General features: G+C 71.2%; 10 protein-coding genes and 3 pseudogenes. 6 read left to right on the top strand and 7 right to left on the bottom strand.

Annotated features, from left to right (window positions below; all coding sequences use genetic code 11):
• Window positions 1–126: 126 nt before the first annotated feature.
• From V8690_RS40560 to V8690_RS40570, 3 genes are all read right to left on the bottom strand, one after another.
• The gene (locus V8690_RS40560; protein ID WP_338785002.1) at window positions 127–2,862 is read right to left on the bottom strand and encodes a SpoIIE family protein phosphatase; all 2,736 of its coding nucleotides are present in this window, start codon (window positions 2,860–2,862) and stop codon (window positions 127–129) included.
• 162 nt (window positions 2,863–3,024) lie between these two features.
• Window positions 3,025–3,570, bottom strand: coding sequence for a hypothetical protein (locus tag V8690_RS40565; RefSeq protein WP_338785003.1), 546 nt, complete (start codon window positions 3,568–3,570; stop codon window positions 3,025–3,027).
• A gap of 28 nt (window positions 3,571–3,598) precedes the next feature.
• Window positions 3,599–4,039: an ATP-binding protein gene (locus tag V8690_RS40570; RefSeq protein ID WP_338785644.1), complete on the bottom strand. Its 441-nt coding sequence runs from the start codon at window positions 4,037–4,039 to the stop codon at window positions 3,599–3,601.
• 313 nt (window positions 4,040–4,352) lie between these two features.
• On the opposite strand from V8690_RS40570, the gene V8690_RS40575 reads away from it, so the two are divergent.
• Window positions 4,353–4,583: a DUF397 domain-containing protein gene (locus V8690_RS40575; RefSeq protein ID WP_338785645.1), complete on the top strand. Its 231-nt coding sequence runs from the start codon at window positions 4,353–4,355 to the stop codon at window positions 4,581–4,583.
• 151 nt (window positions 4,584–4,734) lie between these two features.
• The gene (locus tag V8690_RS40580; RefSeq protein ID WP_338785004.1) at window positions 4,735–5,649 is read left to right on the top strand and encodes a helix-turn-helix transcriptional regulator; all 915 of its coding nucleotides are present in this window, start codon (window positions 4,735–4,737) and stop codon (window positions 5,647–5,649) included.
• A 70-nt stretch (window positions 5,650–5,719) separates the two neighbouring features.
• Here the strand turns inward: V8690_RS40580 and V8690_RS40585 are convergent, their stop codons facing one another.
• Complete coding sequence (locus V8690_RS40585; RefSeq protein WP_338785005.1) at window positions 5,720–6,547, bottom strand: SAM-dependent methyltransferase; 828 nt, start codon at window positions 6,545–6,547, stop codon at window positions 5,720–5,722.
• A 230-nt stretch (window positions 6,548–6,777) separates the two neighbouring features.
• On the opposite strand from V8690_RS40585, the pseudogene V8690_RS40590 reads away from it, so the two are divergent.
• Window positions 6,778–7,110, top strand: a pseudogene (locus V8690_RS40590) (nitrate reductase); the annotation flags it as partial.
• 52 nt (window positions 7,111–7,162) lie between these two features.
• Here the strand turns inward: V8690_RS40590 and V8690_RS40595 are convergent.
• Window positions 7,163–8,542, bottom strand: coding sequence for a GH1 family beta-glucosidase (locus tag V8690_RS40595; RefSeq protein WP_338785007.1), 1,380 nt, complete (start codon window positions 8,540–8,542; stop codon window positions 7,163–7,165).
• Between the two features lie 313 nt (window positions 8,543–8,855).
• Here V8690_RS40595 and V8690_RS40600 point away from each other — a divergent pair, with 313 nt between their 5' ends.
• From V8690_RS40600 to V8690_RS40610, 3 genes and pseudogenes are all read left to right on the top strand, one after another.
• Window positions 8,856–10,538 (top strand): hypothetical protein, encoded by a 1,683-nt coding sequence (locus V8690_RS40600; RefSeq protein ID WP_338785008.1) that lies wholly within the window; start codon window positions 8,856–8,858, stop codon window positions 10,536–10,538.
• 56 nt (window positions 10,539–10,594) lie between these two features.
• Window positions 10,595–10,843: pseudogene (locus tag V8690_RS40605) on the top strand (hypothetical protein); the annotation flags it as partial.
• Window positions 10,844–10,876: 33 nt separating this feature from the next.
• Window positions 10,877–11,050, top strand: a complete 174-nt coding sequence (locus V8690_RS40610) for a CsbD family protein (RefSeq protein WP_338785009.1) — start codon at window positions 10,877–10,879, stop codon at window positions 11,048–11,050.
• A gap of 103 nt (window positions 11,051–11,153) precedes the next feature.
• Here the strand turns inward: V8690_RS40610 and V8690_RS40615 are convergent.
• Window positions 11,154–12,154 (bottom strand): annotated as a pseudogene (locus V8690_RS40615) (oligopeptide/dipeptide ABC transporter ATP-binding protein).
• On the bottom strand, window positions 12,147–14,159 hold the full coding sequence (locus V8690_RS40620; RefSeq protein WP_338785010.1) for a dipeptide/oligopeptide/nickel ABC transporter permease/ATP-binding protein: 2,013 nt from the start codon (window positions 14,157–14,159) through the stop codon (window positions 12,147–12,149). Before V8690_RS40620 ends, V8690_RS40615 begins: the two are co-directional and overlap by 8 nt.
• Window positions 14,160–14,170: the final 11 nt, after the last annotated feature.

Raw genomic sequence — 14,170 nt, forward strand, 5'->3', positions numbered from 1 at the left:
AGCCTAAACTGAGGCATGCCTAAGTTGGTACGCGGGTCCGGTCTATGAGCTCATAAGGCGACTTTATGACCGACCGTAGAGGGTCTTATGACCCACGTCGCCCGGCGGCTCGGCGCCGCGGGCCGCTCACGGCAACGGCTGCTCCGCCCAGATCACCTTCCCCGCGGGCAGATACCGCGTCCCCCAGCGGTCGGCGAGCTGCGCGACCAGGAACAGCCCCCGCCCGCCCTCGTCCGTCATCGTCGCGTACCGCAGATGCGGCGATGTGCTGCTGCTGTCGAACACCTCGCAGATCAGGTTGCGATCGCGCAGCACCCGGACGTGGATGGGACCGCCGCCGTACCGGAGGGCGTTGGTGACCAGCTCGCTCAGGATCAGCTCGGTGGTGAACGTCAGCTCCTCCAGTCCCCACTCGGCCAGCTGCCGGCTGACCGCCGCCCGCACCTCGCCCACCGCCGCCGGGTCGGCAGGCACCGGCCACTCGGAGACCTGGTCGGCGGCGAGCGCCCGGGTGCGCGCGACGATCAGGGCGATGTCGTCGCTGGAGCGGGTCGTGAGCCGCGAGTCGAGGACGGTCCGGCAGGTGGCCTCGGGGGACTGGCCGGACCGGCTCAGCGCCTCGCGCAGCATGTCCAGGCCGACGTCGATGTCCCGCTCCCGGTCCTCGACCAGCCCGTCGGTGTAGAGGACGAGCCGGCTGCCCTCCGCCAGCTCCAGCTCGGCCGTCTCGAACGGCAGACCGCCGAGCCCGAGTGGGGGACCGGCGGGCACGTCGGCGAACTCGACACTGCCGTCGGGATGGATCAGCGCCGGCGGGGGATGCCCGGCCCGTGCGACGGTGCAGCGCCGGGAGACCGGGTCGTACACGGCGTACAGACAGGTCGCGCCGGTGACCGGGGCGCTGCCCTCCTCCTCCGTCTCGTCCTGGTCGATACGGCCGACCAGCTCGTCCAGCAGGGTGATGAGTTCGTCGGGCGGGAGGTCGAGGGCGGAGAAGTTGTGCACCGCGGTGCGCAGCCGCCCCATGGTGGCCGCGGCGTACAGCCCGTGGCCGACGACGTCCCCGACCACGAGCGCGACCCGTGCCCCCGACAGCGGCAGCACGTCGAACCAGTCGCCGCCCACCCCGGCCTGCGCGGGCAGATACCGGTAGGCGATCTCCAGGGCGTCCTGTTCGGGCAGGTTCCGGGGGAGCAGGCTGCGCTGGAGCGTCACCGCCATGCTGTGCTCGCGGGTGTAGCGGCGCGCGTTGTCGATGGAGACGGCGGCCCGTGCGACCAGCTCCTCCGCCAGGGCGAGCTCGTCCGCGTCGAAGGGCTCCGGCTTCTCGTAGCGCCAGAAGCTGACCACGCCCAGCACCAGGGAGCCGGCCCGAAGCGGCACGGTGATCAGGGAGTGGATGCCGTACTCCACGATCTGCGCGGAGCGCTCGAAATCCTGTGCCTGCCAGCCGGCGGCCTTGCCCAGCCGGGGTTCCAGGACGGGCCGGCCGTTGTCGAGACTGCGGCCCTGCGGAGAGGACTCGACGAACCTGATCCGCTCGCCGACGGAATAGAGAGGAGCGTCCTTGCGGATCCCGCTCAGCGCCGTACGGCTGAGCGCGGCCGCCGCGTCCGGCTGCCCGCCGCTCAGCACCGCGTCGAACAGATCCACGGTGGCGAAATCGGCGAACCGGGGCACCGCCAGCTCGGTCAGCTCCTCGGCCGTACGGGTCACGTCCAGGCTCGTCCCGATGCCCACCCCGGCGTCGTACAGCATGTTGAGCCGTTCCCGCGCGGCCTCGGCCCGGCCGGACAGCGCACGCAGCTCGGTGGAGTCGCGGAGCGTGGCGACACTGCCGGGCGGGACGCCGGCCCGGTCCGTGGTGCGCTGGTTCACGGCGAGGAGCCGGTCCCCGACGAGGTGCACCTCGTCCGTGGCGACGCGCCCGGAGGCCAGCAGCTCGGCGGTGCCGGGGTCGAGCCCCAGGCTGAGCACGTGCCGGCCCTCGGCGTCGGCGGGCAGTCCGAGCAGACGGTGCGCCTCGTCGTTGGCGAGCACCAGGGTGCCCCTGTCGTCGACGATGAGCACGCCCTCGCGGACGGCGTGCAGCACGGCGTCGTGGTGTTCGTACATCCGCGTCATCTCGTGCGGCCCGAGCCCGTGGGTCTGGCGCAGCAGCCGCCTGCTCACGAGCGCCGCGCCCGCCGTCGCCAGGACGAGCGCCACCGCGGCGGCGGACAGCACGAGCGGCAGCTGACGGTCGGCGGTGCCACCGACCTTGGCGGTGGTGATCCCGGCCGACACCAGGCCGACGACCTGGCCGTCCGGAGCCTTCACCGGTACCACGGCCTGCACGAGGGGGCCGATCGTGCCGGTGATCTGCTCGGTCACCGGCCTTCCGGCCAGCGCGGGCTCGAGCGTCCCGACGAACTTCTTCCCGATGCGGTCCGGTTTGGGGTGGGTGTAGCGGATCCCGTCGGTGTTCATGACGACGATGAAGTCGACCTTCGACTGCTCACGGGCGGCCTCGGCACGCGGCTGGAGCACCGCCGTGGGGTCGGGGGACTCCAGCGCCTCGATCGTGCCCGGCGCGTTGGCGAAGGTCTCCGCAACGGCGAGCGAACGGTTGCGGGCCTCCTGGGTGGTGTCGTGTCGCACTTGCAGGACCAGCGCCACCACGGCCGCCACCACCAACAGCAGCACGATCACCACGACGAGCAGGAACACCTGTCCGGCGACACTGCGTCCGCCCAGCACCGACCGCAGCCCCGCCACCGGATTCCACCGCGACGGGCCCGCCTCCCGCCGTTGCCGGTCGGACGGCGCAGCGCCGGGCCGCAGGGGCGATCGAGTCCCGGATCGACCCATGAGTCGGACCATGTGCCATGTCTACACTGCCCGGCCGCGCGAGGCGAGGGGCATCACCCATGGTGACAGGGGGCCCTCACCGTTTCGTCACGTCTCCCGGCTCCGGGCCGCCGCGCACCGTGTCCGGCCCCGGAACCGGCCCGGACCGGGGTCCCTCCGGGAAGTCCCGCGGTCTCAGGTGGCCAGGGAGCGGGCGAGCTCGGTCGTGGCCCGGGCGATCTCCGTGTCCTCGTCCGCCATCAGCCGGCCGAGCTCACCGCGCCGGGCCCGCACCGCCTGGCGCGCCGCACGCTCCCATACCACCGGATTCTCCCGGCGGTTCAGCAGCTTCGGATAGACGGCGGCAGTGCTCTCCCACTGCCGGGCGTCGGCGATGTTCTTGAGCAACTGGATGATCTGGGCGCGGCAGGTCACCTGCGGCAGCTTCGCCAGCTCCCACAGGAAGGGAACCGTGGCGGCCGTGGCCTGCTCCACGACGAAGCCGAACTGGCAGATCCGTTTCCGCAGGTCGGCGAGTGCTGAGCTGGCGGTGTCGGCGTCGCCCCAGGCGATGCCGTTGAGCAGGAGAGGAATGGCCGCCGCCGAACCGGTGGAGTCCTGGATGTCGCCCCAGGGCACGCGGTCCAGGGCCGTGAGCGGCGTGTTCCTGGCCACCCCGGACGGGGTGTCGGGGCGCTGTGGGCGCTCGCTGCCCGGGTGTTCCGTCGAAGCGCTGCGCATGGCGTGGGGCCTTTCCGCGGCAGTCGTGTCAGATGGGTGGACAGGTCGACAACCTGGCCCAGACCGTCTTGCCCGCCGGAGGGCAGGGGGTCCAGCCCCACTCCTCGGACAGGGCGTCGACGATGCACAGGCCCCTGCCGTGCACTTCCAGGGCGGAGCCGGCGGGCGCGTACACGGGCGGGTGGTCGTCGGGGTCGGAGACGGTGACCAGCAGGTGGGTGGGGCCCAGGAAAAATCCGAGCCGGATATCCGGCGCACCCCGCGTCACCGGCGCCGCGTGCGTCGCGGCGTTGGCGGTGAGCTCGGTGATGACGAGCGTCGTGTCGTCGCAGCGGTGGTCGAGCGACCAGAAGTGCAGCGTGTCGCGGGTGAACGACCGGGCGCGGGCGAACCCTTCCCTGCTGCACTCGACGCGCAGGGCGGCCGAGGCGGACACGGCACCGGAGGGCTGCGGCATCGTCTCCGGCATCGGGGGCGGGGGCCCGTACGGCGTCGCGTCGTACGACGTCACCGTGTGCGGGCCGGGCGGGAATCCGGTGCTCGTGCCGGGTGCGCCTGCGTGTGCCGCAGCCTCACTGGGCGGCCGGAGCACGTGCTGCGCGGATGATGACACGGCATCTCCCCGATGCGAGGTCAGAACGGGGCGCCAGCACAGGGGTTGACGCCGCGGCTATTATCCACGCTGACGGCGCCCTCGTGCAATTGCACGAGAAATTGCGTGAAAATCAAGCCCGGTTCGGTACACGAGCCGGGACGTGAACGAGAACAGCGAGGAGATCGCCGTGCCACCAGCGCAGAACGGAGTGCAGGCAAGCTCGTTGGACGCCTGCTGGATCAAGAGCCGGCACAGCAACGCCGAGGGCAACTGCGTCGAGGTCGCCCCTCTCGTCGACGGCGGGATCGCGATGCGCAACTCCCGTGACCCCGACGGGCCCGCGCTCGTCTACACCGCGGCGGAGGTGGCGGCGTTCCTGGCCGGGGCGAAGGACGGCGAGTTCGACCACCTGCTGTGACCACCTGATGTGACGGACCGCCTGCTGTGAAGCCCGCATGGCGATGTGGAGCCCAACTCCCCACTTCCGTGGGCTTATCCGAGGGGTGCGGGGAGGCCCGGCAGGGTGCGATAGTGTAAATCGCCCTTGTGCCGGTCTGCTGGGAGTCAGGATGTCCGCCGCGTCGCATCGCATCTCCCGTCTGGAACCCTACCTGGACAGGCCCGAGCCGGCGCCGACTCTGCTGAAGATGCTGGTCGGTGTGCAGCTGGCAGGCTTCCGTGAGGACGCCGGGCTCGCCCAGGACCAGGCGGCGCGCGCTGTCGGGTTCAGTGCCGCGAAGCTGTCCCGCATCGAGTCCGGCAAGGGCCGCCGCCCGCCGACGGAGAACGACGTCCGCGCGCTGCTCCGGTTGTACGGCACCGGCGACTACGAGGCCTCGGTGCTGCTCAAGCTGTTGCAGCGTGCCGGCGAGCCCGGCTGGTGGCAGCGGTACGACAAGCGGCTGATGCCCGAGTGGTTCGACCGGCTGGTCGGCCTCCAGGAGGCCGCCGCCACCATCCGTACCTTCGAGATCCAGTACGTACCCGGCCTGTTGCAGACACCCGCCTACACCAAGGCCGTGGTGGAGCGGGGCCTGCCGAACGCGCCGGCCGGTGAGGTGGAGCGACGCGTCGAACTCCGCCGACGCCGGGCGCAGTTGCTGTTCCGGCCGGAGGCCCCGCAGTTGTGGGCGGTCATCGACGAGTCCGTGCTGCTGCGCGTCCTGGGCAGCACCGAGGTGATGCGGGAGCAGCTCGCGCACCTCGTCGAGATGGCCCAACGCCCCAACGTGACGTTGCAGATCGTCCCGCTGAACGTCACGAACGCCTCGGCGCCGGCCATCCCGGTCACGTATTTGCGCTTCGGCGGTCTCGACCTCCCCGACGTGGTCTACCTGGAGCACATCAAGAGCGCGAACTTCCTCGAGGACCTCGACGAGACGGAGGAGTACCGGATCGCGCTGGACCGCCTCGCGGACGAGGCGCTCAAGCCCCGTGACTCCCTGGAACTGCTGTGTACGACGATGAAGCAGCGCTACGCCTGAGGCGCACATGCCGCGCGCGGGACGACGGGCGTCCTGCGCGCGGCACCTGAGTCACTTCTCCGCACCTGAGTCACTTCTCCAGGGGAACCCGTCCCACGCCGCCGAACTCGATCCACTCGTGGGTGAGCTGACGGGGCGCCACCTCGGTGTCCGGACGCCACGTGGACACCTCCACCAGCCCCGGCTCCAGGATCTCCAGACCCTCGAAGTACGCGGCGACGTCCTTCTCCTCACGCACCCGGCCCCAGTGCCCTTGGGTCGCCTGGTCCATAAAGTCCGTGACGAAGTCACGGACCTCGGGGTCCTCGCTGACCAGCTGGCACATCACCATGAAACTGCCGGGTGCGAGCCGCTCCCGCACCCGGCGGGCCACGGCGAGCGGCCCGTCGGTGTCGCTGTCCGGGATGCAGTGGAACACCGAGTTGAAGAGCACGCACACCGGCTCGGAGAAGTCGATCAGCCGCTTGGTGTCGGGGTGGTCGAAGATCAGGTCGGTCTCGCGCATGTCCGCGTGGATGACGCTCGTGCGCTCGTCCTGCTCCAGCAGCGCACGGCCGTGGACCAGCACCATCGGGTCGTTGTCCACGTACACCACGTGGGTCGAGGGGGCGACGCGCTGGGCGACCTGGTGCACGTTGTCCTGCGTCGGCAGGCCTGATCCGTGGTCGAGGTACTGCCGGATGCCGTAGTCCTCGGAGAGGGTCCGCACGACCCGCTGGAGGAAGCGCCGGTTGTTCAGTGCCAGACGGCGCGTGCTGGGCACGACCTTGTCGAGTTCCTCGCACGCGGCACGGTCGGCCGCGTAGTTGTCCTTGCCGCCCAGGTAGTAGTCGTACATGCGCGCTGCCGTCGGCACGTTCGCGTCGATCTCGGTGGACAACTGTTTCCCGGAGTGCATCGTTCCCCCTGCGTGGTGCCGCGCCAACGGACTGGCTGGACAGGAAGTACATCCTAGGGAGCGGGAGTTGGCCGCTGCCAGCCCAGTGGCGAAGGTGCCCACGACCGAACGACCGGATGATCGTCTCTCGCGACGCAGTGTGCGCACTGTGCCCCTCTGGTTTACTCGGCGTCACCGGAGGCTTCGGTGTCACGGTGGGGTGCTCGCCAGGGGACGTTCTCCTGTGGGAGGTGGGACCGTGGACCCCTCGGACCGACCGGATCGCGGATCCTTGGGGTGCGCGTCCCCCGTACGACCCCGGCACGCTGGCCGTCCCGGACGGACACGCATCTGCGGGCCGGGACCGCCGAGCAGGACGTGGAGCGGTGGGTGCAGTCAGCCTCGCTGCTGCACTCCAACGGTGACGCGATGGACATCGCGGTGCGCGAGGGCCGCATCGTGGGCGTGCGGGGCCGGGCCGCGGGCCGGGTGAACCGCAAACGCCCGGGCCCCAAGGACCTCTACGGCTGGCAGGCCAACTCACCAGGCCCCTGGTCCGTCAGCACGGTCGGCTGGTGGAGTCCGCTGACCAAGATCCTGGCACCGCAGCTGCTGACCAGAGTCTGACCCGGGCCGTCACCGCCGCCGCGCGGCGATCATCGACCGGTACCAGTGGTAGCTGTCCTTCGGCGTCCGTTGCTGCGTGGCGTAGTCGACGCGGACGATCCCGAAGCGCTTGTCGTAGCCGAAGGCCCACTCGAAGTTGTCGAGGAGGGACCACACGTAGTAGCCCCGCACGTCCACGCCGACGTCCATCGCGGCCCGCAGCGCGGTGAGATGGTCGCGCAGATAGGCGACCCGGTCACTGTCGTGGATGGCCCCGTCGGGGCTCACCTCGTCGTCCTCCGCCGAGCCGTTCTCGGTGATGTGGAGGGGCGGCAGGGCATCGCCGTACCGCTCCTTGAGTCCCACGAGCAGATCGGTGAAGGTGTGGGGCGCCACGGCCCAGTCCATGGCGGTGCGACGCGCGCCGGGCATGGGTACCTCCGCGTACCGGTTGTCGGTTGCCACCCGCTGCGCCGGGTCGCTCTCTCGGTAGGGGGCGTCGGTGACGACGATCGGCCGGTAGTAGTTGATCCCGAGGAAGTCCAGTGGCTGGGAGATCAGCTCCAGGTCGCCGTCCCGCCGGAAGTCCTGGCCGGTGAGCAGCTCGCCCCAGGTGTCCTCCTCGGTGGCCGGGTAGCGGCCCGCCAGGATCGGCTCGGTCCACACCAGGTTGTGCTGCGTGTCGGCACGGGTGACGGCCGCCCGGTCGGCGGGGGAGTCGGTGGCGGGCAGATTGCGGTCGAGGTTGAGGGTGACGCCCACCTCGCGTACCCCGGCCGTCCGCAAGGCCCGTACGGCCAGGCCATGCCCGACCAGCAGGTGATGGGCGGCGGCCAGCGCTCCCCGGCCCTCGCGGGCGCCCGGGGCGTGCCGGCCGACGGAGTAGCCGAGGAAGGCGCTGCACCACGGCTCGTTGAGGGTGATCCAGCGCGGCACCCGGTCGCCCAGGTGCCCGGCGACGACGGCCGCGTACTCGGCGAACCGCTCGGCTGTCTCCCGCACCCGCCACCCGCCACCGTCCTCCAGGGCCTGCGGCAGATCCCAGTGGTAGAGCGTGGCGGCGGGCTCGATGCCGACCGCCAGCAGTTCGTCGACGAGCCGGGAGTAGAAGTCCAGCCCCTTGGGGTTCACCGGGCCGGATCCCTCGGGAACGATGCGTGGCCAGGCGATCGAGAACCGGTAGGAGTCCACGCCCAGTTCCCGCAGCAGTGCCACATCCTGCGGATAGCGGTGGTAGTGGTCGCAGGCGACGTCACCGGTGTCGCCGTTCGCCACCAGGCCGGGGGTGTGGCTGTAGGTGTCCCAGATGGACGGCCCGCGTCCGTCCTCCTGCACTGCCCCCTCGATCTGGTACGAGGCGGTCGCGGCCCCGAACACGAAGCCGGGCGGAAAGCTCGGGAAGTCAGTCATGTTCTCAAAGATGCCCGTCCCGGCTCCTCGAACCAGCAGAAACCATCGGGATCGGCGGCGGGCAGCAGATGCACCGTGCCGCAACGCCAGGGCCGCCGCACGAGTGCGGCCCGGCTGACAGCCGCTCGAAGGACGCGGCCGTCTTCCGGTCGAGCCCGGACGAGGGCCTCGGCATCCAGTACGGGGAAAGCAGTGTCGGCGTCCCTATCGAAAACCGAACCCGCTATTCTGGAAATACGAGCATTCATCTGTGATCGAGGGCGTGTCCGCAACCGCTATTCTCACGGCTCGGCCGCTTTCCCAGGAGAAACCCATGGGCGACTATTACGACCTCGGCACGCACCGCCGTCCCGTCACCACCTCCTCCACCGAGGCCCAACTCTGGTTCGACCGCGGCCTGGTGTGGACGTACGCCTTCCATCACGAGGAGGCCGTCGCCTGCTTCGAAAAGGCTGCCGAGGCCGATCCTGACTGCGCGATGGCGTATTGGGGTATCGCCTACGCGCTGGGCCCGAACTACAACAAGCCCTGGGAATTCTTCGACGGCGAGGAACTGGCACGGACGGTGGAGCGTACGCACGCCGCCGTGGAACGGGCCCATGAGAAGGCCGTCCGGACCACCCCGGTCGAGCAGGCCCTGATCGGCGCGCTGCGGGCCCGCTACCCGCAGTCGGAGGCCGTCGAGGACTGCTCGGTGTGGAACGAGCCCTACGCGGACGCGATGCGCGCGGTCTACGAACTGGCGCCCGACGACCCGGACATCGCCACCCTGCATGCCGACGCGCTGATGAACCTCACGCCCTGGCAGCTATGGGACCTGACCACCGGTCAGCCGGCCGAGGGCGCGCGGACCGCGGAGGCCAGGGCCGTACTGGAAGGCGCGCTCGCGACCGACGCCGGCGCTCGGCACCCCGGGGTTCTGCACCTGTACATCCACCTGATGGAGATGTCCCCGACACCGGAGCAGGCCCTCACCGTCGCCGACCGGCTGCGCGGCATCGTCCCCGACGCCGGGCACCTGCTCCACATGCCCTCACACCTCGACGTCCTGTGCGGGGACTACCGCCAGGTGGTCGCGGCCAACAGCGCCGCGATCGCCGCCGACGAGAAGTTCCACCGGCGGGCCGGCGGGATGAACTTCTACACCCTCTACCGGGTGCACAACTACCACTTCAAGATCTACGGGGCCATGTTCCTCGGTCAGGCACAGGTCGCCCTCGACACCGCCGCCCAGCTGGAAGCCGCCGTCCCGGAAGAACTGCTCCGCGTGCAGAGTCCTGCGATGGCGGACTGGCTCGAAGGCTTCCTGGCCATGCGCGTCCACGTGCTGATCCGCTTCGGCCGCTGGGCGGACATCCTCGCCCTGCCGGCCCCCGCCGACCCGGAGCTGTACTCGGTGACCACCGCCATGCGGCACTACGCCCGGGGCGTCGCCCTGTCGGCCACCGGGGAGGTCGGACGGGCGGAAGCCGAGCGCGAGCTCTTCCGCGCGGCGGTGCGCCGGGTGCCGGAGACGCGGATGCTGTTCAACAACACCTGCCGCGACATCCTCGCCGTCGCGGCGGCCATGCTGGACGGCGAGCTCGAATACCGCAGGGGCAACCACGACCTCGCCTTCGCCGCCCTGGAGCGGTCCATCGATCTTGACGACAACCTCCCTTACGACGAGCCCTGGGGCTGGATGCAGCCCACCCGCCACGCCTACGGCGCCCTGCTGCTGGAACAGGGCCGGGTGACGGAGGCCGAGGCGGTCTACCGCGCGGACCTCGGCCTCGACGCCACCCTGCCCCGCCCCCTCCAGCACCCCGGCAACGTCTGGTCCCTGCACGGCTTCCACGAGTGCCTGCTCCGGACGGGCAAGACCGCCGAGGCGGCTCTCGTGGCCCAGCAGCTCAAGATGGCGACCGCGCTGGCCGACGTCCCGATCCAGGCGTCCTGCTTCTGCCGCTTGGACAGGGTGTCCGGTCCCCAGCCGGCCGACGGGTGCTGCCACTGACTGTCAGCCAACCGAACGGACCGGACGGCCGCCGGTCAAGGCTTCGTGGATCCCCCGTCCAGAACTGCCTCACGGCCGTCCTTGCCGATGCCCTCGGCATGGACCTCCACTTCATCGTCCCGGAGCTCACCATGGCTCCGCACACCCCGGCGCTGGCCGGGCTGGTGCCGCTCTTCGCGGCCTCCCGCGAGCGCGCCCACCAGGACGCCGCCGCCAAGGCCGAGGAAGTCGCCGAGCGCCTGGCCCCTGACGCCCGGCCCGCCCGGCATGTTTGGAATGGCGCTCAGAGGCCACCCGGACCGTGACCCCGACGTCGGACACGGCTGGGAGTGAACATCGTGGCTGGAGAGAAGAAGGCCAAGGCGAAAGCCGAGCAGGCCAAGGGAAAGGCCAAGGAGACGGTCGGCCGGGCGGTGGGTAACGAGCGGCTGGAGACCGAGGGCCGGACGAAGCAGTCGAAGGGCGATGCGCGGCAGGCCAAGGAGAAGGCCAAGGACGTTTTCAAGCACTGACGAGCGCCGCGTGAAGAGGGGTCCTGCCGCGGAGGCAGGGCCCCTCTTCACGCACCCTTCGGCGACCTCGTGGTCCCCCGTCCCTTGACACACCAGTCGCATCTCAAGCCCTGACCGCGGGTGTCTCCTCCAGAGGGAAGTGGCACGCCGCACCGTGGCGCGGCGCACCGGGCGGAGGCGCGGGAACCGCCACGGCGCACAGGTCCCGCACCCGCCGGCACCGGGTCCGGAACCGGCATCCGGACGGCGGGTCGGCCGGTGAGGGGATGTCACCGGTGAGCAGAATGCGTTGGCGATCGCGTCCCCGCCGGCAACGGGAGAGGGGGCCGCCGACAGCAGCGCCTCCGTGTACGGGTGGCGCGGCCGCTCGTAGACCTCCTCCGTCGGGCCCGACTCCACGATCTTGCCCAGATACATCACGGCCACCCGGCCGGCGAGGTGCCGCACCACGGACAGGTCGTGCGAGATGAACACGTACGACAGTCCCAGCTCGTCCCGCAGGTCGCACAGGAGATTGAGCACCTGCGCCTGCACCGACAGATCCAGCGCGGAGACGGGTTCGTCGCAGACGATCACCTCCGGCTCCAGTGCGAGCGCGCGGGCGATCCCGATCCGCTGCCGCTGTCCTCCGGAGAACTCGTGCGGGTGACGGCTCGCGTCCGACGCGCGCAGGCCGACCTTCTCCAGCAGCTCCGCCACGCGGGCCGCCCGCTGCGACGCGGGGACGAGACCGCGGTGGGTCAGCCAGGGCTCGCCGATCAGATCCGCCGCGCACAGACGGGGGTTGAGCGAACCGAACGGGTCCTGGAACACCATCTGCACCTTCCGGCGCCAGGCGAGCAGCTCCGCACCCGACAGCGTGAAGGGGTCGACTCCCTCGTACCGCACGGTTCCCGCGTCGGGCCGCTCCAGCCGCAGGAGGACCCTGGCCAGCGTGGACTTGCCGCAGCCGGACTCGCCGACGAGACCCAGGGTTTCCCCGCGCCCCAGGGTCAGGTCCACCCCGTCCAGCGCCCGCAGCCGGGTGCCGCCCCGCACGGTCCGCCGGACCGTGAAGCTCTTGGCCAGGCCGGTGGCCTCCAGCAGCGCCCCGTGCTCAGGCATCGGCCAGTTCCTTCCCGAAGTGGCAGGCGGCGGCCCGGCCGGCCCCGGTGCCGGTCAGCGCCGGACGGTGGGTGGCACAACGCTCGCGGGCCATGGGACAGCGCGTACGGAAGGCACAGCCGGCCGGCACCGCACCCGGGTCCGGCGGGCTCCCCGGGATGGAACTCAGCCGGGAGCCCCGGTGCTGCTCGGCCGGCACCGACGCCAACAGGCCCCGTGTGTACGGGTGATGGGGTTTGCCGAACACCTCGGCGACCGGTCCCGTCTCCACCACCGTCCCCGCGTACATGACGGCGACCCGGTCCGCGTGCTCGGCGGCGAGCCCGAGGTCGTGCGTGATGAGGACGAGGGCCGACCGCTGTTCGCCGCGCAACTCGCCGAGGAGGTCCATGATCTGCGCCTGCACGGTGACGTCCAGTGCCGTCGTGGGCTCGTCGGCGATCAGGATTCTCGGCCGCAGGGCGACCGCCGTCGCGATCAGCAGGCGCTGACGCATCCCTCCCGAGAACTGGTGGGGATAGGCGTCCGCCCGGGAGCGGGCCTCCGGTATGCCCACGCGTTCCATCAGCTCCACCGCCCTGGCCTTCGCCGCGCGCCGGGACACGCCCTCGTGGATGCGGAACGGCTCGGCGAGCTGGGTGCCGACCGTGAGGACGGGGTTGAGCGCGCTGAGCGCGTCCTGGAAGACCATGGCCACACCGGGGCCGGCCAGCAGGCGTCTGGCCCGTGCTCCGAGACCGAGCAGGTCCTCGCCGTCGAGGCGCACCTGCCCGCCCACCACCTCCGCGACCGGGTCGAGCAGGCCCGCGACGGCGTGTGCGGTCATGCTCTTGCCGCAGCCCGACTCGCCCAGCAGTGCCAGCGTCTCGCCCGACCGCACGGAGAAGCCGACCCGGCGGACGACGTGGACGGGCCCGGCCGGGGTGTGGACGTCGACGGACAGGTCGTCCACCACCAGGACGTCGGCCGCCGTGGGCCGTTCGGAGCCGGTGGGACGGCTGCCGCCCGGAGCAGTGGTCGTGCCCGGCTCGGCGACCGTACCCCCGCGCGTCGCCGAGCCCGCGCTCGCCCCGCGCGACCACCGAGCACGCCACCCACTCCGCCGCACGCCCTCCCGCCACCGCTGCCCCGGGTCGGTCGTCATCCGGGCCCAGGAGGCGAGAACGGTCGCCGAGACGGTCGTGAGGACGATCGCGAGCCCCGGGAAGAGCGCGATCCACCACGCGCTCTGCAACTCCTGCCGCCCCTGGGCCACCATCAACCCCCAGCTGACGTCCGGCGGTTGGATGCCGATGCCGAGGAAGCTCAGCGACGACTCGGCCAGCATCACGAAGCAGAAGTCGAGCGCGGCGACGGTGAGCAGCGTCGGCAGCACACTCGGCGCGACATGCCGCCGGACGGCCGCCCAACTGCCCGTTCCGAACGTACGGGCCGCGTCCACGAACAGCCGGCTGCGCAACTCCGCCGCCTCGGCCCGGGCCGTGCGCAGATACACGGGGATGCGGGCGACGGCCAGCACCAGCACGATGCTCGCCGCACTCGGCGAGAAGACGTACAGCACGACCACGGCGAGCAGCAGGGAGGGGAAGCTGAGGATCACATCGGCAACGCGCAGCGACACGTTCTCGCGCCAACCGCCGTGATACCCCGCCCACATGCCCCACACCGAGCCGACGACCAGCGAGCACAGCACGGCGGGCACGGCCACGGCCAGGGTCGTCCCGGCCGCGGTCAGCAGCCGCGCGGCGACGGGCCGGCCGAGGGAGTCGCTGCCGAGGACGAAGGCCCAGCCGTGGTCGAGACTGAACGGGGGCCGGCCCGGGGCGCGCAGGTTCTGACGGGTCGCCAGGTCACCGGCCAGCAGCGGTCCCAGGACGGCGCACAGCGCGACCAGGACCAGGACGAGGGCCGCCGCGCAGGCGAACCGGTCCCGGAACAGCAGGGCGTACCACCGGCGGCGCCGTACGGTCGTAGCGCCCGCCTCGGGTGTGGCTTTCTGGAGCATGTCCCGTCCTT

The organism is Streptomyces sp. DG1A-41, from assembly GCF_037055355.1.
Taxonomy (GTDB): Bacteria; Actinomycetota; Actinomycetes; order Streptomycetales; family Streptomycetaceae; genus Streptomyces.